We start from the raw sequence: 19,251 nt of genomic DNA, 5'->3' as shown, positions 1-19,251 counted from the left end.
GATGGCGACACCCGTTCACGCTCCACCGCCCCGCAGCCTCAAGGCCCGGCTCGCCGCCCGCGCCGGCAACGTCTGGCAGCTCCTCGTCAAGGAGCTCATCAGTCTGTGGCGGGACCGGGCGCTGCTGATCCTCGTGCTCTATGCCTTCACGGCGGCCATCTACATCCAGGCCAACGGCATGAAGCACGACCTCAACCGCGCCACCGTGGGCGTGGTGGACGAGGACAATTCGGCCCTGTCCCACGCCATCCTGGATGCCCTGCTGCCGCCGCGCTTCCAGCCGCCGGTCTCGCTGCAGCCCGGCGAGGTGGACAAGGGCATGGACGCCGCCCGCTACACCTTCGTGCTGAACTTCCCGCCCGATTTCCAGTCGGACGTGCTGGCGGGCCGCACGCCCACGGTGCAGCTCCTCATCGATGCCACCGCGCTGATGCAGGCGGGCCTCGGCGCCACCGACATCTCCGGCATCTTCCAGCAGGAGGTGAGCCGCTTCGTCTCCCGCACCGGGCGGGATGCGGCGACGCCGGCGGAGCTGAAGATCCGCGTCGCCTTCAATCAGGGGCTCGAATCCTCCTGGTTCACGGGCACCATGGGCCTCATCACCAACGTCACCATGCTCTCGGTGCTGCTCGCCGGGGCGGCGCTGATCCGCGAGCGCGAGCACGGCACGCTGGAGCACCTGCTGGTGCTGCCGGTGCGCCCGTCCGAGATCATGCTGGCGAAGATCCTCGCCAACGGCGCGGTCATCCTGGTGGGCACCGCCTTCTCCATCGTGGTGGTGCTGAAGGGAGTGATGGGGATGCAGATCGCCGGCTCGGTGGGCCTGTTCCTGGCGGGGACCGCGCTCTACCTGTTCTTCTCGGCGGCGCTGGGCATCTTCCTCGGCACCCTCTCCGGCTCCATGCCGCAGTTCGGGCTGCTGTTCTTCCTGGTGGTGCTGCCCATGAACATGCTCTCGGGCGGCTTCACGCCGCTGGAGAGCATGCCCCAATGGCTGCAGGCCGCCATGCAGGCCTCGCCCTCCACCCAGTTCGTGGCGTTCGCGCAGGCCATCCTTTACCGCGGGGCGGGCATGGAAACGGTGTGGCCGCGCTTCCTCGCCACCTTCGCCATCGGCATGCTGTTCTTCTCGGTGGCGCTGGCGCGCTTCCGCAAGTTCCTCGCCGCCCAGCAGTGAGCGGAGGACGCGCGGAACCATGCCGTGGGCCTTCCGGCCCGCGCTGCGCCTGAGCGGAACCCGCCGGCCGAAGGCCGGGGCCGCTGCTCTCAGATATAGTCCACGAAGGATGTGAGCGCCTCGTGGGAGAGGTCGCGCATCTGGGCGAGGGTGGTGGTGTCGAGCACGGTGCCGATGGCGTCGCGCACCCGCACCATCATGAGCCGCACCTCGCAGGTGGAGACGTCGCAGTCCTCGCACGGCTCGTAGGCGTTGCGGCTGGCGCAGGGGAAGGGCGCGAGCGGCCCGTCGAGGGCGCGGATCATGTCGCCCACCAGGATGTCCTCGGCCGGCTTGGCGAGGCGATAGCCGCCGAGCTTGCCCTTCTTGCTGGCCAGGAAGCCGGCATTGCGCAGCTCGCCCAGGATCACGTCCAGGAACTTCTTGGGGATGTTGTTGGCCTCGGCGATGTCGGCCACCTGGGTGGAGCCGCCCGCCGGCAGGCGCGCCAGGTGCACCGCCGCCTTCAGACCGTACTTGCCCTTTTTCGTCAGCATTCCACGCCCTCTGGTCGGCTTATGGGGATCGCGGGCGCGCCCGTCAACAGGCTTGGGTCCCGCCGGCCGTCAATTCTGCCGCGGAAGGCTCTCCGCGCCGTCCTTCAGCTCGTAGCGCGACATGAGCGGCGCCTGGGCCATGGCGAAGGCCAGGGTGAGCGGCAGGTAGCCGAAGGTCTTGAAGGCGACCCAGGTATCGGTGGAGAAGCCGCGCCACACCACCTCGTTCACCACCGCCATCACCAGGAAGAACACGCCCCAGCGGATGGTGAGCGCCCGCCAGCCCTCGTCGGTCAGCCTCACCATGCCGTCGAACACGTAGGGCAGCAGTGGCTTCTTCGCGACGAGGCCGCCCAGAAGCAGCAGCCCGAAGGCGGCGTTCACCATGGTGGGCTTCAGCTTGATGAAGTGGTCGTCCTGCAGCCACAGGGTCAGGGTGCCGAACACCAGCACCACCGCCGCCGACACCAGCGGCATCACTGCGATGCGGCGGGCGAGCACCCACATGGCGGCGAGGGCGGCGAAGGTCGCCACCATGAAGGCGCCGGTGGCCACATAGATGCCGCCATAGGCATTGGCGGCGAAGAACAGCACCAGCGGGCCCAGTTCCAGGCCGATCTTCAGCATGGGGCTCATGGCGGGGCGGGGCGAGGCCGCGGTGTCGGGCGAGGGCGCGTCAGCAGGCATGGGGGGCGGAGTCTCCTTGGCGCCCATGTGGCGACAAAAGGCGGCACAATCAAGCTCCCCGCCGCACCGCGCGCCATTTCGCGCGCTCTCAGTCGCGCAGCCGGAGGCAGGCGATCATGTCCGGCGCCTCGCGGGGCACGCGCGCCTCCAGCCGGGCGGCGAGGCGCTGCACGCCGGGGCTGGGATTGCCGGCGCTGCGGCGCACGGGGTTGGGCAGCATCACCGCGAGCAGCGCGGCCTGCCCGGCGCCCACCCGCGCCGGCGGCAGGCCGAACGCCGCGCGCGAGGCCGCCGCCACGCCGAAGGTGCCGTCCGGTCCCCATTCGGCGATGTTGAGATAGATCTCCATGATGCGCCGCTTGCTCATGACCAGGTCGAGCCACAGGGCGAGGGGGATCTCCAGCAGCTTGCGGGGCACCTCCGGGCGCTGCCACAGGAACAGGTTCTTCACCACCTGCATGGTGATGGTGGAGGTGCCGCGCAGGTCCTCCAGGTCGTCCGCTTTCTCCACCACGTTGCGCATCTCGGTGATGTCGATGCCGATGTGGCTGCAGAAGCGCGTGTCCTCGGAGGCCACCACCGTGCGCACCAGGGTGGGCGACATCTGTGAGATGGGCGTCCAGATCCGCTCCACCCGCTGCCCCGTCGCCAGCCGGTAGAGCATGAGCGTGGAGGCGGGGTTCGAGAAATTGTAGAGCACCGACAGCATCAGCGGGATGGCGAGGAGCGCCACGCAGAGCTGTGCCAGGAAACGGATCATCGCACATCCTCTCGCGCGGGCCGGCGCATCGGTGCCGGGGGCGCCCGCCCGTGTCTTGACCTTGCCCCCTGGTTGGGGCACCCCGGTCGATGCGTCAACCGGGTGGCGGCGCGCATGGTTTCCCGCCGGCGCCGCGCGGCCCGTCCTGCCCGAAGGTTCCCCGTGACCACCTCCCTCGCCCTCCGCCTCGATGCCGCCGCCGCCGTGACCGAGGCGCGCCTCGCCGCCGCCCTCGCCGATGCCGCCCTTCCGGGAGAGGGGACGCGGCCCGTGCGCCTGCTGGCGGCCATGCGCCACGGCGCGCTGGGCGGCGGCAAGCGCCTGCGCCCTTTCCTGGTCATCGAGGGGGCGGCGCTGTTCGGCCTTTCCGCCGCCCACGCGGCGGCGGCGGCGGCCGCGGTGGAGTGCGTGCACTGCTACTCCCTCATCCATGACGACCTGCCCGCCATGGACGACGACGACCTGCGGCGCGGCAGACCCACCGTCCACCGGGCGTTCGATGAGGCCACCGCCATCCTCGCCGGCGACGGGCTCCTGACCCTGGCGTTCGATCTCCTGGCGGGCGAGGACGCCCACCCCGAGCCGCGGGTGCGGGTGGAGCTGGTGCGCATGCTGGCCCGCTCGGCCGGGCTCGGCGGCATGGTGGGCGGGCAGATGCTGGACCTCGCCGCCGAGGGCCGCTTCGACGGCGGCCGTCCGCTCGCCCTGCCGGCGGAGGAGATCCGCCGGCTGCAGGCCATGAAGACCGGCGCCCTCCTGCTGTTCTCGGCTGAGGCGGGGGCCGTGCTGGGCGGTGCGGGCGAGGCGGAGCGCGCCGCGCTCGCCGCCTATGGCCGCGCCCTCGGCGCCGCCTTCCAGATCGCCGACGACATCCTGGACGTGGAGGGCACGGCCGACGCGGTGGGCAAGAAGGTGGGGAAGGACGAGGCGGCCGGAAAGGGCACCCTTGTCTCCCGCCTGGGCCTCTTGGAGGCGCGCGCCGTGCTCGCAGCCCTGGTGCGGGATGCGGAGGAGGCTCTTGCGCCGTTCGGCCCGCGCGGCGCCATCCTCAAGGCGGCGGCCCGCTTCGTGGCCGAGCGCAAGAGCTGAGCGCGCGGCCTCTCGCCCGGCGGCGGGCGGCATGCTAGCGTGCACGCCGTGTCCACGCTCTCTTCCGATCCTCTCCGGCGCGCCCTCGGCCGCCCGCTCGACCGCCGCCGCCTGCTGAGGGCCGGCGCGGCGCTGGCGCTCGCCGGCGTGCCCTACGGCGCCCTCGGGCAGACCGGCCAGCCGGACGTCATCGTCATCGGCGCCGGTGCCGCCGGCATCGCCGCCGCCCGCAAGCTGGCCGAGGCGGGGGTGAGCTACACCCTCATCGAGGCCTCCCGCCGGGTGGGCGGGCGCGCCTTCACCGACAGCCAGCCGTTCGGCGTGCCCCTCGATCTCGGGGCGAACCGGCTCGATTTCCCCGCCTCGACCCCGCTGCCCACCCTCGGCCGGGCGGCGGGTTTCGATCTTTCCGCCGCGCCGGAGGCGGGACGCCTCTATCTCGGCGGCAAGGAGGCGCGGGACCCGGAATACGAGGAGTTCGTGGGCGCCGTGCGCCGTGCGGAGCGGGCCATCGTGGCGGCGGGGGATGCCGGGCGCGACCTGCCGGCCGCCCGCGTGGTGCCGGACCTCGGCCCCTGGTCGGATGCCGCCCGCTTCGTGGTGGGCCCCTTCCTGCGCGCGAAGAATCTCGACGCCATCTCCACCGTGGACGTGGCCCGCGCCGAGGACCGCGGCCGCGCCGAGGTCTGCCGCCAGGGCGTCGGCGCCCTGGTCGCGAGCCTCGCGGCGCCGCTGGCCGTGCAGCTCGATTCCGCCGCCCGCTCGGTGGAGCTGGGCGGCCGGCGCGCGGTGGTCGCCACCGGCCGGGGCAACCTCGTCTCGCGCTATGTCATCGTGGCGGCGCCGCCCAGCGTCATCGCCGCGGGCAAGCTGCGTATTCCCCAGCTTCCGGCCCGGCAGCGGGCGGCGGTGGAGCGCGTCACGCTCGGCAGCTTCGACCACGTCGTCTTCGAGTGGCCGGGCGCGCCCGGAGGCTTCCTGCCGGACGAAACCGTCTATTTCCGCCTCCAGGGGTCCCAGGGCTATGCGCTGCGCACCCGCCTCGCCGGCACGGCGCTCTACAGCCTGGATGTGGGCGGGGCGTTCGCGGAGCAGCTCGAGAACGCCTCGCCGCAGGGCGTGCGCGCGGTGCTGGCCGAGGCCATCGGCCGCGAGTTCGGCGCCGACGCCGCCCGGCGCATCGGCCGCGTGCACCACACCGCCTGGGGGCGGGAGCCGTTCGCCCTCGGTTCCATGTCGTGCGCCCAGCCGGGCGCCGGCAACATGCGCCGCGCCTTCCTGGAAGTGGTGGCCGGCCGCCTCGTGTTCGCGGGCGAGCATGCCCACGAGACCCTGTGGGGCACGGTGAGCGGGGCGTGGCAATCGGGCGAGCGGGCGGCGGGGCAGGTCATCGCCCTGCTGAATGGCGAGAAGCAGGGCTGAGCGCGGGGCGCCGAGGGCTCGCGGGAGTCACTCCAGCTTATTGTGACCACGCACTTTCTTCACGCGAGCCGGTATCCGCGCCGCTTGAAAATGCCTAGTCGTCCGAATAGCGCTCCTCGGCCCAGGGCTCGCCGCGCATATGGTAGCCGCGCCGCTCCCAGAAGCCGGGCCGGTCGGCGGTCAGGAACTCGATCTTGCGCAGCCACTTGGCGCTCTTCCAGAAATAGAGGTGCGGCACCACCAGCCGCGCCGGCCCGCCATGGAGGCGCGTCAGCGGCGCGCCCTCCCAGGAGTGGGCGAGCAGGGCCTGCGGATCGGCGAAGTCCTCCAGCAGCAGGTTGGTGGTGTAGCCGTCGTGGCTGCGCAGCATCACGGCCCGGGCCTCCGGGCGCGGGCGCACGAGGTCGAGCAGGGTCCGGGTCGAGACCCCCTCCCACGCATTGTCGTAGCGCGACCATGTGGTGACACAGTGGATGTCGCTGACGAGGTGGCTCTGCGGCAGGGCCAGGAAGGCCTCCCAGTCCCAGGAGGTGGGGGCGTCCACCGCGCCGGCCACATCGAGCCGGAAGGCGGAAAGCGGCACGTCCGGCTGTTCCCCGAGGTCGAGCACTGGCCAGTCCCGCACCAGATGCTGGCCGGGTGGCAGCCGCGCCTTTCCGGGCGTGGCGGGCGCACCGGTGATGAAGCGCCGCTCCTCGGCCCAGCGGGTCTTGGTGGTGGTCAGCTTGCTGGGCGCGGCCGGTCCCGCACCGGCGGGGGAGGGGAGGTCTTCGCCGGTCTTCTCGCTCATGGGGGCGGCTCCTGACAGGGCGATTTCTGGAGAGGTGATCCTGATCGACTATAGTCTATCATGCGGGTGGCCGATGCGGCATCGCCCGCCCGCGCGCGACTGCCGCCGGGCTTTGGGATTACGCTCGGGCGGGGAACAGGCTAGAAGGCGGGCGAGGCGATTGCGCCGCGCCGCGCGCGCCCCATCTATGGGCGAGGCGTGGCCGCGGGGTCGCGGGCAGGGATCGAGGAGCGACACATGCTGTTCAATCAGCCGGGCGCCAGCGGCGCGGCAGCGGGCGCGGGCAATGGCGGGGCGGCTCCCGCGGGCGACATCATCGATGTCACCACCGAGAGCTTCATGAAGGATGTCATGGAGGAGTCCAAGCGCCGTCCGGTGCTGGTGGACTTCTGGGCGCCCTGGTGCGGCCCCTGCAAGAGCCTCGGCCCGCTCCTGGAAAAAGTGGTGAAGGCGGCCAAGGGCAAGGTGCGCCTCGCCAAGATGAACATCGACGACCACCCGGTGATTCCCGGCAAGCTCGGCATCCAGTCCATCCCCACCGTCTATGCCTTCGTGAACGGCCAGCCGGTGGACGGCTTCATGGGCGCCCTGCCGGAGGGGCAGGTGAAGGACTTCGTGGACCGCCTGACCGGCGGCGACGAAGGCGACAATCTGGCGGAGGTGCTCGCCTCCGCCGAGGCGGCGCTGGCGGAGAACGATCTCGCCGGCGCGGCCGAGATCTTCGCCGCCGTGTTGGGCGAGGACCCGGCCAATCTCGCAGCCCTTTCCGGCCTCGTGCGCACCCAGGTTCAGGCCGGCGCCCTGGAGCAGGCCAAGGCCACCCTCGCCACCGTGCCGGCCGACAAGGCGGGCGACCCCGCCATCTCGGCCGCCCGCGCCGCGGTGGAGCTGGCCGAGCAGGCGGCCTCCCTGGGCGACCTCGCGACGCTCCAGGCCAAGGTGGACCTCGACCCGGCCGACCATCAGTCGCGGTTCGAGCTCGCTCTGGCGCTGAACGCCCGTGGCCGGCGCGAGGATGCGCTCATCCACCTGCTCGACATCGTGAAGCGCGACCGCGCCTGGAACGAGGACGCCGCCCGCAAGCAGCTCCTGCAGCTGTTCGAGGCGTGGGGACCCACCGATCCGCTCACCCTTTCCGGCCGCAAGAAGCTGTCGGCGATCATGTTCGCCTGAAGGCGCCCACCGAGGAAAACTGCCCCGTGGCCTCCCACACGTCATATCTGTCGCCGGCGGACCTGCCGCCGGTGATCCCGGTGTTTCCGCTCACCGGCGCCCTGCTGCTGCCGCGCGCGGAACTGCCGCTCAACATCTTCGAGCCGCGCTATCTCGCCATGGTGGACGCGGCGCTCGGCGGCTCGCGCCTCATCGGCATGGTGCAGCCGGACGATGCGGCGCCCGCCACAACCCACGGCCCCGCCTTGCACAAGGTGGGCTGCCTCGGCCGGCTGACCGAGTTCAGCGAGACCGGGGACGGGCGCTATCTCATCACCCTCACCGGCATCTGCCGCTACCGGATCGTGGAGGAGCTAGACGTCACGACGCCATACCGGCAGGTGCGCATCGACGCCGGGCCGTTCGCGTCGGATTTCGCGCCGGCCGGCGAGGCGGAGGTGGACCGCGGCGCGCTGCTGGAGGCGCTCGCCGCCTTCCTCGACGCCAACAAGCTGGAGGCGGACTGGGACGGCATCCGCGAGGCGGGCACCGAGATGCTGGTGAACACCCTGTGTGTCATGTCGCCTTACGGCGCCCTGGAGAAGCAGGCGCTGCTGGAGGCCGAGACGCTGAAGGCGCGCGCCGACATGCTGGTGGCCATCACCCAGATGCTGCTGGCCCGCATGCCGGGGGACGGCGAGGGCTCGCTGCAATAGCGCCGCCGCCTTCCCCCCGCGAGGAGAAGCGGGGAAGAAGGAGGGTGTGTTACAAGGGCCCCGCCTCAGGGCTCCGCGGCGAAGCGCAGGCGGCCGGCGGGGGAAAGGGTGCGCAGGTCGAAGGTGCGCAGCTCGGTGGCGCCGTTGACGTCGAGCACCACCAGCACCACGTCGCCGGAGACGGCGGTGGAGGTGATCTTCGCGCCCTTCGGCAGCAAGGCGGTGACCTCGCCGGTGGCGAGCGGCTTGCCGCGCATCATGCGATAGCTGATGACGCCCAGCACCGCGGCCACGCCCAGCACCATGATGAGCATGGACACGCTGGAGAAGCGCCGGAACTTGGAGATGACCCGCTCCTGCTCCGGCGTCAGCGCCTCTTCGGGGGTGTCGGACGGGGGCGGGCGGTGGAACATGAGCGACCTTTGGCGGACCTGTGTTGAATGAAGAAGACCGACGCACGCATCATGGACGAGAACGTCGCGGACGACATCCTCGATGCCGAGCTGGACGCGGCCGCCGGCGCGGGACCGGCGCCTGAGCTCACCCTGGCGGCGGAGGCCGGGGACCAGGGCGCGCGGCTCGACCGTGTGCTCGCCCGCCTCGCGCCGGACCTCAGCCGCACCCGCATCCAGCGCCTCGTGGCCGAGGGCCGGGTGCGCTGCGGCGGGCGTGTGGTAGGCGACGCGGCCGGGCGGGTCAATGCCGGCGACGTCTTCACCGTGCTGCTGCCGCCGCCCGAGCCGGCCGAGCCGGTGGCCGAGGACATCCCGCTCGCGGTGGCCTACGAGGACGCGCACCTCATCGTCATCGACAAGCCGGCGGGGCTCGTGGTGCACCCGGCGCCGGGCCATGCCGCAGGCACGCTTGTGAACGCCCTGCTCCACCATTGCGGGGAGAGCCTCTCCGGTATCGGCGGAGTGCGGCGGCCGGGCATTGTCCACCGCATCGACAAGGACACCTCCGGCCTGCTGGTGGTGGCGAAATCCGACAAGGCGCACCAGGGCCTTGCCGCCCAGTTCGCGGACCATGGCCGCACCGGTCCGCTGGAGCGGGCCTATCTCGCCTTCGTGTGGGGCGTGCCGGAGCCGCGCGGCACGGTGGATGCGCCGCTCGACCGCCACCCCACGCACCGCCAGAAGATGGCGGTGCGCACCGGCGGGCGGCACGCCATCACCCACTGGGAGGTGCTGGAGACCTTCGCGGGGGCGGACGGCACGCCGGTGGCGAGCCTGCTGGAATGCCGGCTGGAGACGGGCCGCACCCACCAGATCCGCGTCCATATGGCGCATGCGGGCCATCCGCTCCTGGGCGACGAGGTCTATGGCCTGGGTTTCCGCACCAAGGCGGCCCGGCTCGGCGCGGAGGCGCGCGCGCTGCTGCAGCATCTCAACCGGCAGGCGCTGCATGCCGCCCGCCTGGGCTTCGCCCATCCGGTGACCGGCGGGCACCTCTCGTTCGAGAGCCCGCTGCCGGCGGACCTTTCCGCCCTTCGCGACGCATTGTCGATTTCGCACCGCACTCGCGCCGACGTGAGGGATTGAAACCTATTCCCCGGCGAATGTGTTCTGTATGGTTGAGAGTTGCGGCGGGCGACACGCGGCCGCGCGCGGCTGCCCGCTTCGGGGGTCGCTGGAACGGGAGGAATCCTCCATGGCTCAGGCCAAGACCATGACCATCCCCTCGGCCGAGGGGGGGCTCACGCGGTATCTCGAAGAGATCCGGCGGTTTCCCATGCTGGAGCCGCAGGAGGAATATATGCTCGCCAAGAGCTGGCGCGAGCACGGGGACCGCGACGCCGCTCACAAGCTGGTGACGAGCCATCTGCGGCTCGTGGCGAAGATCGCCATGGGCTATCGCGGCTATGGCCTGCCCATCTCGGAGGTGATCTCGGAAGGCAATGTGGGCCTCATGCAGGCGGTGAAGCGTTTCGAGCCCGAGAAGGGGTTCCGCCTCGCCACCTATGCCATGTGGTGGATCCGCGCCTCCATCCAGGAATACATCCTGCGCTCGTGGAGCCTCGTGAAGATGGGCACCACGGCGGCGCAGAAGAAGCTGTTCTTCAACCTGCGCAAGGCCAAGAGCCAGATCTCCGCCCTCGAGGAGGGCGACCTGCGGCCGGATCAGGTGGCGCAGATCGCCACCAAGCTCGGCGTGAGCGAGCAGGAGGTGGTGGACATGAACCGCCGCCTCGGCGGCGATGCCTCCCTCAACGCTCCCATCCGGGAGGATTCCGAGGGCGGGGAGTGGCAGGACTGGCTGGTGGACGAGCGCCTCGACCAGGAAGAGCAGCTTGCCGAGAGCGAGGAGCTGGACAACCGCCGCGCGGCCCTCGCCGGCGCCCTCTCCGTGCTCAACGCGCGCGAGCGCCGCATCTTCGAGGCGCGCCGCCTCTCCGACGACCCCATGACCCTGGAGGACCTTGCGGCCGAGTTCGGCGTCTCGCGCGAGCGGGTGCGCCAGATCGAGGTGCGCGCCTTCGAGAAGGTGCAGAAGGCGGTGATGGACCGCATGCGCGCGACCGAAGGCGGCGAGGACGACGAGATGCCCCTTTCCGAAGGGAAGGCGCCGCGCCCGGCGGGGAAATCCGCCTCCGGCAAGGTGGCCGCGGGCAAGGCTGCTCCAGCGACGGTGTGATCTTAAGAGCGGTTTCGCCCGGGCACGACTGGCCGCGCGGCGCCCTTGCCGTCGGGCCTCAGTTCCGTTCGTCGGGCAGGAGCGGCAGGGGGAATACCTCGATCTCATCCTCCCGCAGGGACTTGACCTCCTCCTGGGTCGCCTCCCCATAGATGGAACGATGCTCCACCTCGCCCTCGTGCATCTTGCGGGCGAGATCGGCGAACGCGCCGCCCACGTAATCCGAGTTGCTCACCACGTGCTCGCGCACCTTGCGCATGAGGTCGCGCAGCGCCGTCTCCGGCTCCGACATCACGGAGAGGGGCGCCGTCTCCGCCTCGGGCGCCGGCTGCGCCGCCGGGGCCAGCGGCTTGTCGGTGCGGGCCACCGCCGGCGCCATCATCGCCTTCTCCACGCCGGTGGAGCCGCACGCGGGGCAGGCCACCAGCTGGCGCGCGCGCTGGTCCTCATAGCTGGACGACGAGGGGAACCAGCTCTCGAAACGGTGCCCCTCGGCGCACTGCAGCGTGTAGAGGATCACGAGGCGCTCCCGACCACGTGCAGCCGCCCGGAGGGCTGGCTGTCCGCCACCTCGAAGCGGCGGCCATTGGCGAGGGAGGGAATGCGCGCGCGGGCCGAGGCCACCTCCTTCAGGTCGATTTCCGCCAGCAGCACGCCGGGATCGGTGCCGCCCTCGGCGATGACGCGGCCCCAGGGGTCCACCACCAGGGAATGGCCGTAGGTGTCGCGCCCGTTCTCGTGGCGCCCGCCCTGGGCGGCGGCCAGCACATAGGCGCCGTTCTCGATGGCGCGGGCGCGCAGCAGCACGTGCCAGTGGGCCTCGCCGGTGGGGCGCGTGAAGGCGGAGGGCACGGTGAGCACCTTGGCCCCGGCTTCCGCCAGCGCGCGATAGAGCGCGGGGAAGCGCAGGTCGTAGCAGATGGAGAGGCCGACGGGGATGCCGTCCACATCGGCGGTCACTGCCCGCTCGCCCGGGCGGTAGGCGTTCGATTCGCGATAGCTCTCGCCGTTGCCAAGGTCCACGTCGAACATGTGGATCTTGTCGTAGCGGGCGGAAATCTCGCCTTCCGGATCGATGAGGAAGGCGCGGTTCACCGCCTTTGTGTCGGAAACCTTGAGGGCGAGGGAGCCCACGTGCAGGTGGATCTTGAGCTCGCGGGCCAGTTCCCTGAGCCCGGCGAGGGTGGCATCATCCCCCTCCTGCGCGAGCAGCGAGAACAGGCGCTCGCGGTCCAGCTCCATGATGTTGGTGGTCTCGGGCGTCTGCACATAGCGCGCGCCGTCCCCCGCCGCCGCGCGGACGAGGGCCGCGGCCGCATCGAGATTGGCGGCGGGATCGCGGCCGGTCCGCAACTGCACCAGGCCGACGCGCAGGGTTTGGGCGGTGTCGAGGGAGGTCATTCAGCTTGCCTTCGCGATCCGGCGGGCCGCGGCGCGCCTGGTGTGCGGACATGGCCGGGGCAGCGCCCCATCCTCTTGCAAGATAGTGAGAGCCTTCGCCTTTTGCACGGGGGCCGGAAGCGGGGACCGATCACATCCCGAGGGGGAGAAGGAGCGCGGCGGCACCCCGCCCGCCGGGGCGCTCAGGCCGCCGCCAGGGGGTCGAGCTCGCCGGCGCGGTCGAGGGCATAGAGGTCGTCGCAGCCGCCCACATGGGTGTCGCCGATGAAGATCTGCGGCACGGTCGTGCGCCCGCCGGCCCGCCGGGACATCTCCTGCTGGCCTTCGGCGTCGGTGGTCACGTCGATCTCGGTGAAGGTCCAGCCTTTGCGGCGCAGCAATTCCTTGGCGGAATGGCAATAGGGGCACCAGCTCTTCGTATAGATCTCAATCGGCTTCATGGGGCGTCACATTCGGGGCCTGTGGGACGGCGGAAGCGCCGTCATGAAAGTGACGTATCATAAGGCTTCAGGGGAAGTCGACAACACGCGCAAACGTGAGCGCGTCCACGCCGGCCGCCCCCGCGCGCCGCAGCGTGCGGGCGCAGGCGTCGAGGGTGGCCCCGGTGGTGTAGACATCGTCCACCAGCAGCACGCGCCGCCCCGGCAATTCCGATGCTGCATCGCCGCACGGGGCGAAGGCTTCCGCCACGTTCTCCCGCCGCTCGCGGCGGCCGAGGCGGGTCTGCGAGACGGTGGAGCGCCGGCGGCGCAGCAGGTCCGCGCGCACGGGCGCGCCATCGGGCGGCGCGAGGCGGCGCGCCAGAACGGCGGCCTGGTTGAACCGCCGTCGCCACAGTCGCAGCGGATGCAGCGGCACCGGCACGATGAGGTCCGCCTGCGCGATCAGCTCCCGCCCGGCGAGCGCCATCAGCCGCGCCATGGGCAGGGCGGCGTCCATCCGGTCCGCGTATTTCAGGCCGTGCACCAGATCGCGCCCGCCATGGGTGAAGAGCACAGCCGCGCGGGCGCGATCGAAGGACGGCGGATGGGCGATGGCCTCTGCGGAAAGGTGGGGCGGGGCGTCTCCCCACTCGTCGTCGGCGCCGCGAGGGAAGGGCAGGCCGGTGCGCGCGCAGAAGGGCGGCGTGATGAATTCGAGCGCCCCCCAGCAGGCGCCGCACAGGCCGCCGGCATCCGCCGTCACCTTCCCGCAGGCGACGCAGGTGGGCGGCAGCGCGAGGCCGAGCAGCTCCGTGCCCAGGCGCCGCGCGGCCTGCAGGAGGCGCGGGCCGAAGCGCGGGGCCTCGCGTTTTGGTGGCTCCGAAGGCTCGTCCATCAGGTCCGGTGTCGGCGCATGGTCCGCGCGGGATGATGCGCGCGCCGCGCGGGCGCTGTAAAGCCGGGGGGACGGCGCCCCGCGTTCGCCCGCCGGAGCATTCCCCGTTTGACGGCATCGGGGAAATGCTCGCGATTCTTGAGTTGACGCGTTTTCCTGACGCGAACCGGGACCCACTTCGCTCGAAAACGCTCCGCCGCCGTGATCCGCGCTACAATCTTCTCTCCCTTCGCCTGAGTCGCCCGGTACCCATGACCATCCGCCGCCTGCCCCCCGTGCTCATCGATCGCATCGCCGCCGGCGAGGTGGTGGAGCGCCCGGCCGCCGTGGTGAAGGAGCTCATGGAAAACGCCATGGATGCCGGCGCCCGCGCGGTGGAGGTGGTCATCCGCGGCGGCGGGCGCGATCTCGTGCGCATTACCGATGACGGCGGCGGCATGGGGCCGGACGACCTCGCCCTGTGCGTGGAGCGCCACGCCACCTCCAAGCTCGCGGGGGAGGACCTGCTCGCCATCTCCACCCTCGGCTTCCGGGGCGAGGCGCTGCCCTCCATCGGCGCGGTGGCGCACCTGACCATCGCCAGCCGGCCGAAGGGCGCGCCCCATGCCTTCGAGGTGCGGGTGGATGGCGGGGTGGTGACGCCGCCGCGCCCGGCCGCGCTGGGCGAGGGCACGCGGGTGGAGGTGAGCGATCTGTTCTTCGCCACCCCCGCGCGGCTGAAATTCCTGAAGTCTGACCGGGCCGAGACGGTGGCTGCGGTGGATGTGGTGCGTCGCCTCGCTTTGGCGCGCCCGGACGTGGCGGTGACGCTGGTGGCCGAGGACAAGCCGGCGCAGGTGTGGCCCGCCCGCGGGCGCGACGCGGAGGGGCGCGCCGCCCGCCTCGCCGACGTGCTGGGCGCCGAGACCGGGCGCAATGTCATTTCCGTGGAGGGGGAGCGCGGCGGCGTGGTGCTGGAGGGGCTCGCCGGCCTGCCGAGCTATTCCAAGGCCAATTCCCTCAGCCAGTTCCTGTTCGTGAACGGCCGCCCGGTGCGCGACAAGCTGCTGATGGGCGCCATCCGCGGCGCCTATGCGGACCTTCTCCCCTCCGACCGCTACCCCGTGCTCGCCCTGTTCTTTTCCCTCGATCCGCGCGAGGTGGACGTGAACGTGCACCCGGCCAAGACCGAGGTGCGCTTCCGCGACGGCGGCAACGTGCGCGCGCTCATCGTGCGCACCCTCACCGATGCGCTGGCGGCGCGGGTGCCGCGCACCGCCGGCACCATCGCCGACCGGCTGGTTTCCCTCGCCCGCGCGCCGGAGCTGGAGGAGGCTCCCGCGCTATCAGGCGCCCCGGCGCGCCCCGCCTTCGCGCCCGGCGCCTGGGCGCGGGCGGAGGCCCTGCCGCGCGGCGGCTATGACTGGCGCGCCTCGCCCGCCCGCCCGCCGGAGGTGCCCGCCGGGGCGGATGCGGTCGCCGAGGCGGCGCGCGCGGCCTATGCTCCGGGCGCTTCGGCGCAGGGCGCCTTCGACATCGCGCCCCCTTCCGCTGATGCGCGGGCGGACGCGGCGCCCGTGGAGCCGGGCGACCTCGACCGGCCGCTGGGCGCGGCGCGGGCGCAGCTGCACGAGACCTATATCGTGGCCCAGACCCGCGAGGGGCTGGTGCTCGTGGACCAGCATGCCGCCCATGAGCGGCTGGTCTATGAGAAGCTGAAGGCGGGGCTGGGCCGCGAGGGCGTCGCCCGCCAGGGCCTGCTCATCCCCGCCGTGGTGGACCTCGACCCTGCGGAGGCGGAGCGGCTCGCCGAGAAGGCGGCCGATCTCGCGGCCCTGGGCCTGGTGGTGGAGCCCTTCGGCCCCGGCGCCGTGCTGGTGCGCGAGGTGCCGGCCCTGCTGCGGAATGCCGACGTGACGAAGCTGGTGCGCGACCTCGCCGAGCACACGGCCGAATGGGACGATGCGCTGCCGCTGGAGCGGCGCCTGCTGCACGTGGCGGCCACCATGGCCTGCCACGGCTCCGTGCGCGCCGGGCGCCGGCTGCGGGTGGAGGAGATGAACGCGCTGCTGCGCGAGATGGAAGCCACGCCCAATTCCGGCGAGTGCAACCACGGCCGCCCCACCTTCGTCACCCTCTCCCTCAAGGACGTGGAGAAGCTGTTCGCCCGGCGGTGAGGGCGCGGCGGAGAGGGGCGGAAACCCGGCCTCGTCGTGCCGGGTCGATGTCGTGCCGGTTCGATGCGGCTCCGGGGCATTTGGCGCGGATGGCTCCCGTGCCGGCGTGCATGGGCCACGCGGTGGGCGCGCCGGTGCCGGGCGCGGCGCGGCTTGTCGGCCGGCCTGTTTCACACCCACCGGCTCCGCGTCCTATTGATTGTCGGCCCGGTCTGTCATCCGGGACGGGAAACGGGTGCCGGGCGGGGCAAAGCGGCGTCTTCGGGTGCGGTTCCGGCGCGCGAGAATGCCGCGCGGGGGGAATGGGGGGAAATGAGCAAAGCCCTCGCCCCGGTGTTCCGCCCCTGTCATAGGCCGGTGCCGGGCGGATGTCGCTCACACGCCGCGGGCGCCTGACCAAAAGACCCGGGCGCTACGCTCAGGCCCCTTGGCGTCGAGGCACGCGGCCGGCGGCGGCGCGCCGGCCGGCTCAGGCGCTCTTGAGCAGGCGCAGGAGGTCGCGGTGGATCAGCTCGTTGCCGGCGAGCACGTCGCCCTTCTCCAGGGCCTTGTCGCCGCCGTCCATGTCGGAGGCGAAGCCGCCCGCCTCGCGCACCATCACCAGGCCGGCCGCCATGTCCCACGACGCGAGCTTGCGCTCCCAGAAGGCATCGAAGCGCCCGGCCGCCACCCAGGCGAGGTCGAGCGCTGCTGAGCCGGTGCGGCGCAGGCCGGCCACCTGCTTCTGCACCACGGCGAGCTCGCGGTTGAACTGCTCGTGGTCGCCGCGGCCCATGTGCGGCAGGCCGCAGCACACCACGCACTCGGCCAGCTTGCGGCGGCCGGCGACGCGCAGGCGCCGGTCGTTCAGGTAGGCGCCCTGGCCGGATTCGGCCACGAACAGCTCGTCGGTGGCGGGGTTGAAGATGACGCCCGCCATGGGCACGCCGTTGCGCACCAGCGCCACCGAGATGGCGAACATGGGAATGCCGTGCAGGAAGTTGGTGGTGCCGTCGAGCGGGTCCACCACCCATTCGTTGGCGTCGTCCGTGCCGTCCACCCGGCCGCGTTCCTCCATCAGGAAGCCGTAGGCGGGGCGCGCCTTCGACAGCTCGGCGAACAGCACCTCCTCCGACTTGCGGTCGGCCGCGGAGACGAAATCCGCCGGTCCCTTGGTGGAAACCTGGAGCTGCTCCACCTCGCCGAAATCGCGGATGAGGGCGCGGCCCGCCTTGCGGACGGCCTGGACCATGACGGTGATGAGGGGCGAGCGGATCATGCGGGGACTCTGGAGTAGGGGGCCGGCGATGCGGCAGGGCCGAGCCGGGCCGAAGCAGCCGGACTGTCGCGCCGACGTGTGCCCGCCTTGAGGGGCGTCGTCAAGGCGCGCGCGCCGCGGTTGTCAGGGTTTGGCCGGCGGCGATGCGGCGGGTTTCGCAGGGGCGCCGGCGGGTGCGGGCTTTCCGGTGGCGCTCCCGCCGGTCGCCGGTGCGGCTGCGGCGGGGGCCTTCGCGCCGGGGGGAAGGGGCGCGCCGTCCGCCGGGGAGAGGTCCGCGCCCCAGCGCAGGGCCTGGATTTCGGCCTTCTCGCGGTCGGCGGGGCTCAGCTTTGCCGTCACCTCGTCCAGCATGGGGTCTCCGAGGCCGCGGCTCTTGGCCATCAGGTGCCAGGTTGCGGCCGCCACCGGATCGGCCGGAGTGCCGCGCCCCGCAGCCAGCAGGCGCGCGTAGCGGTTCTGGGCGATGGCGTTGCCGGCGAGCGCCGCCTTGCGGAACAAAGCGGCGGCGGCCGCCTCGTCCTTCGGCACGCCGACGCCGTTGAACTGCATGATGGCGAATTCCACCTGGGCGGTCACATGGCCGAGCTTCGCCGCGCGGCCCATGAGCTGGGCGGCGCCGGGCGGGTCGCGGTCCACGCCGTTGCCGGACTTCAGCAGCACCGCGAGGGCGTATTGGGCGTCCTCCAGGTCCTTCTCGGCGGCCACCTCGAACCAATGGGCGGCCTTGGGCATGTCCTGGTGCACCTTGCGGCCCTGCATGTAGAGCAGGCCGAGATTGTAGGCGGCGGCGCCGTTGCCCTTCTCCGCCGCAGCGCGGAAGTGCTTGGCGGCCTCTTCCTCGTCGGCCGGCACGCCGTCGCCCGTCAGCGCCATCAGGCCGAGGGCGAACTGCGCGTCGGTGGAGCCGGCGGCCGCCGCCTTGCGGTACCATTCCAGCGCCTTCTTCGGATCGTGCGGCACGCCGAAGCCGTGGGTGTAGAGGTCCGCCAGCAGCGTCATGGCCACCGGGTCCTCCTGCTCCCGCGCCCGCTTCTGGGCGTTCTGGAAGGCGGTGATGTAGAAGCCGCGCTGATAGGCGCCATAGGCGATGTCGCCGCTGCCGCCTGCCGTATCGAGCTGCGGGAAGCGGCCGAGCGCCGCCGGCAGATCGCTGAGCTTGCCCGGCCCCTGGAAGACCGGCCACTCGCCCTTGGGCGCCGCCGCCTTGCCGGCGTCGGTCTTGCCGGCATCACCCTTTCCGTGGTCGCTCTTGCCGTTCTTGGCCTTGGGCGTGTTCTCGGCGAGTTGCAGCGGCGCGGCATGCGCCGCCGGGCCCGCCGGCGACAGGAGAAGCGCGGCGAGAGCGAGCGCCAAGGCGGCGCGCCCGGCCATGGCGCAGGCGCGAAGAACGGGACGGGGCGTCATGGCGCGGAGGCCGGCGCCGGGCCGCCGGTCGAATCGATGGTGGCCTGGGCCGCGCGCACCGCGGCGACCCCGTCGGGCGCGCAGACGCGGCCGGCGCCCAGGGCGATGAAATCCGCCCCCGCGCGCGCCAGCTCCATCACCTCGGTGTCGGAGGAGGCGACCGCCGCGCACGGCACCTCGAACAGCTCGCTCCACCATTCCACCAGCGCGCAGGTATGGGCGAAATCGGCGCCGCTGCCGGCGATGGGACCGAACATCACATAATCGGCGCCGCTCTCGCCGGCCTCCATGGCCGCGTGACGGCCCTCGATGCCGCCGGCACCGACGATGCCGGAGGGCTTCAGGCGGCCGAGGCTGGCCGCGAGCATGGCGGCATCCCCCGCGTGCAGGCCGTCGAGGCCGGCGTCGGCCACGAGGTCCGGCAGATCCTCCACCAGCACCGCGCAGCCCTGTTCCTGCAGCGGCGCGGCGAGCGCCCGCAGGCGGGCGGCATCGGGCGCCTTTCCGTTGTGGCGCACCACGACGGCGGCGACGTCGCCCGCGGCGACCCGCGCCGCCGCCTCCTCCGGCGGGAGGTCGGAAGAGAGGATCAGCATCAGGCGTGCGCGAAGCGGCTCGGCAGATTGGGACATGGCAGGATCGGTCGACCAAGAAAGGGGCAAATTGGCGGCAGGGCCGGCGGGACCGGGCCCCGGCGGGCATGAAAAAGGGCCGGCGATGGCCGGCCCCCTTCGGTTGTGCGACCGGACCGC

The 19,251-nt window shown here is 72.1% G+C and carries 20 protein-coding genes; 8 read left to right on the top strand and 12 right to left on the bottom strand.

The features are described from left to right. The first annotated feature begins 1 nt into the window (after nt 1). On the top strand, nt 2-1,177 hold the full coding sequence (locus V5F75_RS00640; protein WP_394034262.1) for an ABC transporter permease: 1,176 nt from the start codon (nt 2-4) through the stop codon (nt 1,175-1,177). An 89-nt stretch (nt 1,178-1,266) separates the two neighbouring features. Here the strand turns inward: V5F75_RS00640 and V5F75_RS00635 are convergent, their stop codons facing one another. The 3 genes from V5F75_RS00635 to V5F75_RS00625 all read right to left on the bottom strand — a co-directional run bounded on the left by V5F75_RS00635 (nt 1,267) and on the right by V5F75_RS00625 (nt 3,160). Next, nucleotides 1,267-1,713 carry an RrF2 family transcriptional regulator gene (locus tag V5F75_RS00635; protein WP_394034261.1) on the bottom strand — a complete coding sequence of 149 codons (447 nt, stop codon included), beginning with the start codon at nt 1,711-1,713 and terminating at the stop codon, nt 1,267-1,269. 69 nt (nt 1,714-1,782) lie between these two features. Next, nucleotides 1,783-2,400 (bottom strand): septation protein A, encoded by a 618-nt coding sequence (locus V5F75_RS00630; RefSeq protein ID WP_394034260.1) that lies wholly within the window; start codon nt 2,398-2,400, stop codon nt 1,783-1,785. Between the two features lie 88 nt (nt 2,401-2,488). Continuing rightward, nucleotides 2,489-3,160 carry a biosynthetic peptidoglycan transglycosylase gene (locus V5F75_RS00625; protein WP_394034259.1) on the bottom strand — a complete coding sequence of 224 codons (672 nt, stop codon included), beginning with the start codon at nt 3,158-3,160 and terminating at the stop codon, nt 2,489-2,491. Between the two features lie 114 nt (nt 3,161-3,274). Between V5F75_RS00625 and V5F75_RS00620 the strand changes: the two genes are divergently transcribed. Continuing rightward, nucleotides 3,275-4,249: a polyprenyl synthetase family protein gene (locus tag V5F75_RS00620; RefSeq protein ID WP_394034258.1), complete on the top strand. Its 975-nt coding sequence runs from the start codon at nt 3,275-3,277 to the stop codon at nt 4,247-4,249. A gap of 48 nt (nt 4,250-4,297) precedes the next feature. Beyond that, nucleotides 4,298-5,671, top strand: a complete 1,374-nt coding sequence (locus V5F75_RS00615) for a flavin monoamine oxidase family protein (RefSeq protein WP_394034257.1) — start codon at nt 4,298-4,300, stop codon at nt 5,669-5,671. A 94-nt stretch (nt 5,672-5,765) separates the two neighbouring features. On the opposite strand, the gene V5F75_RS00610 is transcribed toward V5F75_RS00615, so the two are convergent. After that, a complete protein-coding gene (locus V5F75_RS00610; protein WP_394034256.1) occupies nt 5,766-6,461 on the bottom strand; it encodes a sulfite oxidase-like oxidoreductase in 696 nt (231 codons plus the stop codon). A gap of 237 nt (nt 6,462-6,698) precedes the next feature. On the opposite strand from V5F75_RS00610, the gene trxA reads away from it, so the two are divergent. After that, nucleotides 6,699-7,634, top strand: a complete 936-nt coding sequence (gene trxA / locus V5F75_RS00605; RefSeq protein ID WP_394034255.1) for a thioredoxin — start codon at nt 6,699-6,701, stop codon at nt 7,632-7,634. 26 nt (nt 7,635-7,660) lie between these two features. Continuing rightward, a complete protein-coding gene (locus V5F75_RS00600) occupies nt 7,661-8,329 on the top strand; it encodes an LON peptidase substrate-binding domain-containing protein (protein WP_394034254.1) in 669 nt (222 codons plus the stop codon). Nucleotides 8,330-8,394: 65 nt separating this feature from the next. Here V5F75_RS00600 and V5F75_RS00595 read toward each other — a convergent pair whose 3' ends face one another. Next, a complete protein-coding gene (locus V5F75_RS00595) occupies nt 8,395-8,742 on the bottom strand; it encodes a hypothetical protein (RefSeq protein WP_393988168.1) in 348 nt (115 codons plus the stop codon). A gap of 51 nt (nt 8,743-8,793) precedes the next feature. On the opposite strand from V5F75_RS00595, the gene V5F75_RS00590 reads away from it, so the two are divergent. After that, nucleotides 8,794-9,870 (top strand): RluA family pseudouridine synthase, encoded by a 1,077-nt coding sequence (locus V5F75_RS00590; RefSeq protein ID WP_394034405.1) that lies wholly within the window; start codon nt 8,794-8,796, stop codon nt 9,868-9,870. 109 nt (nt 9,871-9,979) lie between these two features. Then, nucleotides 9,980-10,963 (top strand): RNA polymerase sigma factor RpoH, encoded by a 984-nt coding sequence (gene rpoH / locus V5F75_RS00585; protein ID WP_394034253.1) that lies wholly within the window; start codon nt 9,980-9,982, stop codon nt 10,961-10,963. A 58-nt stretch (nt 10,964-11,021) separates the two neighbouring features. Here the strand turns inward: rpoH and V5F75_RS00580 are convergent, their stop codons facing one another. The 4 genes from V5F75_RS00580 to V5F75_RS00565 all read right to left on the bottom strand — a co-directional run bounded on the left by V5F75_RS00580 (nt 11,022) and on the right by V5F75_RS00565 (nt 13,681). Continuing rightward, on the bottom strand, nt 11,022-11,483 hold the full coding sequence (locus V5F75_RS00580; protein WP_394034252.1) for a DUF1178 family protein: 462 nt from the start codon (nt 11,481-11,483) through the stop codon (nt 11,022-11,024). Beyond that, complete coding sequence (locus V5F75_RS00575) at nt 11,480-12,364, bottom strand: carbon-nitrogen hydrolase family protein (protein ID WP_394034251.1); 885 nt, start codon at nt 12,362-12,364, stop codon at nt 11,480-11,482. Before V5F75_RS00575 ends, V5F75_RS00580 begins: the two co-directional genes overlap by 4 nt. A 182-nt stretch (nt 12,365-12,546) precedes the next feature. Further along, on the bottom strand, nt 12,547-12,804 hold the full coding sequence (gene grxC, locus V5F75_RS00570) for a glutaredoxin 3 (protein ID WP_394034250.1): 258 nt from the start codon (nt 12,802-12,804) through the stop codon (nt 12,547-12,549). Nucleotides 12,805-12,871: 67 nt separating this feature from the next. Further along, the gene (locus tag V5F75_RS00565) at nt 12,872-13,681 is read right to left on the bottom strand and encodes a ComF family protein (RefSeq protein WP_394034249.1); all 810 of its coding nucleotides are present in this window, start codon (nt 13,679-13,681) and stop codon (nt 12,872-12,874) included. Nucleotides 13,682-13,932: 251 nt separating this feature from the next. Between V5F75_RS00565 and mutL the strand changes: the two genes are divergently transcribed. After that, nucleotides 13,933-15,837: a DNA mismatch repair endonuclease MutL gene (mutL, locus tag V5F75_RS00560; protein WP_394034248.1), complete on the top strand. Its 1,905-nt coding sequence runs from the start codon at nt 13,933-13,935 to the stop codon at nt 15,835-15,837. A gap of 469 nt (nt 15,838-16,306) precedes the next feature. Here mutL and V5F75_RS00555 read toward each other — a convergent pair whose 3' ends face one another. The 3 genes from V5F75_RS00555 to V5F75_RS00545 form a co-directional block, all read right to left on the bottom strand. Further along, entirely contained in the window at nt 16,307-17,095 is a 789-nt protein-coding gene (locus V5F75_RS00555) for an inositol monophosphatase family protein (protein ID WP_394034247.1), read from the bottom strand. 123 nt (nt 17,096-17,218) lie between these two features. Further along, nucleotides 17,219-18,499 (bottom strand): tetratricopeptide repeat protein, encoded by a 1,281-nt coding sequence (locus tag V5F75_RS00550; protein WP_394034246.1) that lies wholly within the window; start codon nt 18,497-18,499, stop codon nt 17,219-17,221. After that, on the bottom strand, nt 18,496-19,131 hold the full coding sequence (locus V5F75_RS00545) for a thiamine phosphate synthase (RefSeq protein ID WP_394034245.1): 636 nt from the start codon (nt 19,129-19,131) through the stop codon (nt 18,496-18,498). Before V5F75_RS00545 ends, V5F75_RS00550 begins: the two co-directional genes overlap by 4 nt. Between the last annotated feature and the right edge of the window lie 120 nt (nt 19,132-19,251).

The sequence above is a fragment of the Xanthobacter albus genome, assembly GCF_043194895.2.
GTDB lineage: Bacteria > Pseudomonadota > Alphaproteobacteria > Rhizobiales > Xanthobacteraceae > Xanthobacter.
Note: the sequence above shows the minus strand (reverse complement) of the source record. Positions and strands in the feature narration are given on the sequence as shown.

Excerpts from the sequence above, each read along its gene's own strand:
- V5F75_RS00630 (WP_394034260.1), bottom strand. The coding sequence starts at position 2,400 with ATGCCTGCTGACGCGCCCTCGCCCGACACCGCGGCCTCGCCCCGCCCC.
- trxA (WP_394034255.1), top strand. The coding sequence starts at position 6,699 with ATGCTGTTCAATCAGCCGGGCGCCAGCGGCGCGGCAGCGGGCGCGGGC.
- V5F75_RS00635 (WP_394034261.1), bottom strand. The coding sequence starts at position 1,713 with ATGCTGACGAAAAAGGGCAAGTACGGTCTGAAGGCGGCGGTGCACCTG.
- V5F75_RS00620 (WP_394034258.1), top strand. The coding sequence starts at position 3,275 with ATGGTTTCCCGCCGGCGCCGCGCGGCCCGTCCTGCCCGAAGGTTCCCC.
- V5F75_RS00575 (WP_394034251.1), bottom strand. The coding sequence starts at position 12,364 with ATGACCTCCCTCGACACCGCCCAAACCCTGCGCGTCGGCCTGGTGCAG.
- V5F75_RS00555 (WP_394034247.1), bottom strand. The coding sequence starts at position 17,095 with ATGATCCGCTCGCCCCTCATCACCGTCATGGTCCAGGCCGTCCGCAAG.
- rpoH (WP_394034253.1), top strand. The coding sequence starts at position 9,980 with ATGGCTCAGGCCAAGACCATGACCATCCCCTCGGCCGAGGGGGGGCTC.
- V5F75_RS00590 (WP_394034405.1), top strand. The coding sequence starts at position 8,794 with ATGGACGAGAACGTCGCGGACGACATCCTCGATGCCGAGCTGGACGCG.
- mutL (WP_394034248.1), top strand. The coding sequence starts at position 13,933 with ATGACCATCCGCCGCCTGCCCCCCGTGCTCATCGATCGCATCGCCGCC.
- V5F75_RS00565 (WP_394034249.1), bottom strand. The coding sequence starts at position 13,681 with ATGGACGAGCCTTCGGAGCCACCAAAACGCGAGGCCCCGCGCTTCGGC.
- V5F75_RS00625 (WP_394034259.1), bottom strand. The coding sequence starts at position 3,160 with ATGATCCGTTTCCTGGCACAGCTCTGCGTGGCGCTCCTCGCCATCCCG.
- V5F75_RS00610 (WP_394034256.1), bottom strand. The coding sequence starts at position 6,461 with ATGAGCGAGAAGACCGGCGAAGACCTCCCCTCCCCCGCCGGTGCGGGA.
- V5F75_RS00640 (WP_394034262.1), top strand. The coding sequence starts at position 2 with ATGGCGACACCCGTTCACGCTCCACCGCCCCGCAGCCTCAAGGCCCGG.
- grxC (WP_394034250.1), bottom strand. The coding sequence starts at position 12,804 with ATGAAGCCGATTGAGATCTATACGAAGAGCTGGTGCCCCTATTGCCAT.
- V5F75_RS00595 (WP_393988168.1), bottom strand. The coding sequence starts at position 8,742 with ATGTTCCACCGCCCGCCCCCGTCCGACACCCCCGAAGAGGCGCTGACG.
- V5F75_RS00550 (WP_394034246.1), bottom strand. The coding sequence starts at position 18,499 with ATGACGCCCCGTCCCGTTCTTCGCGCCTGCGCCATGGCCGGGCGCGCC.
- V5F75_RS00545 (WP_394034245.1), bottom strand. The coding sequence starts at position 19,131 with ATGTCCCAATCTGCCGAGCCGCTTCGCGCACGCCTGATGCTGATCCTC.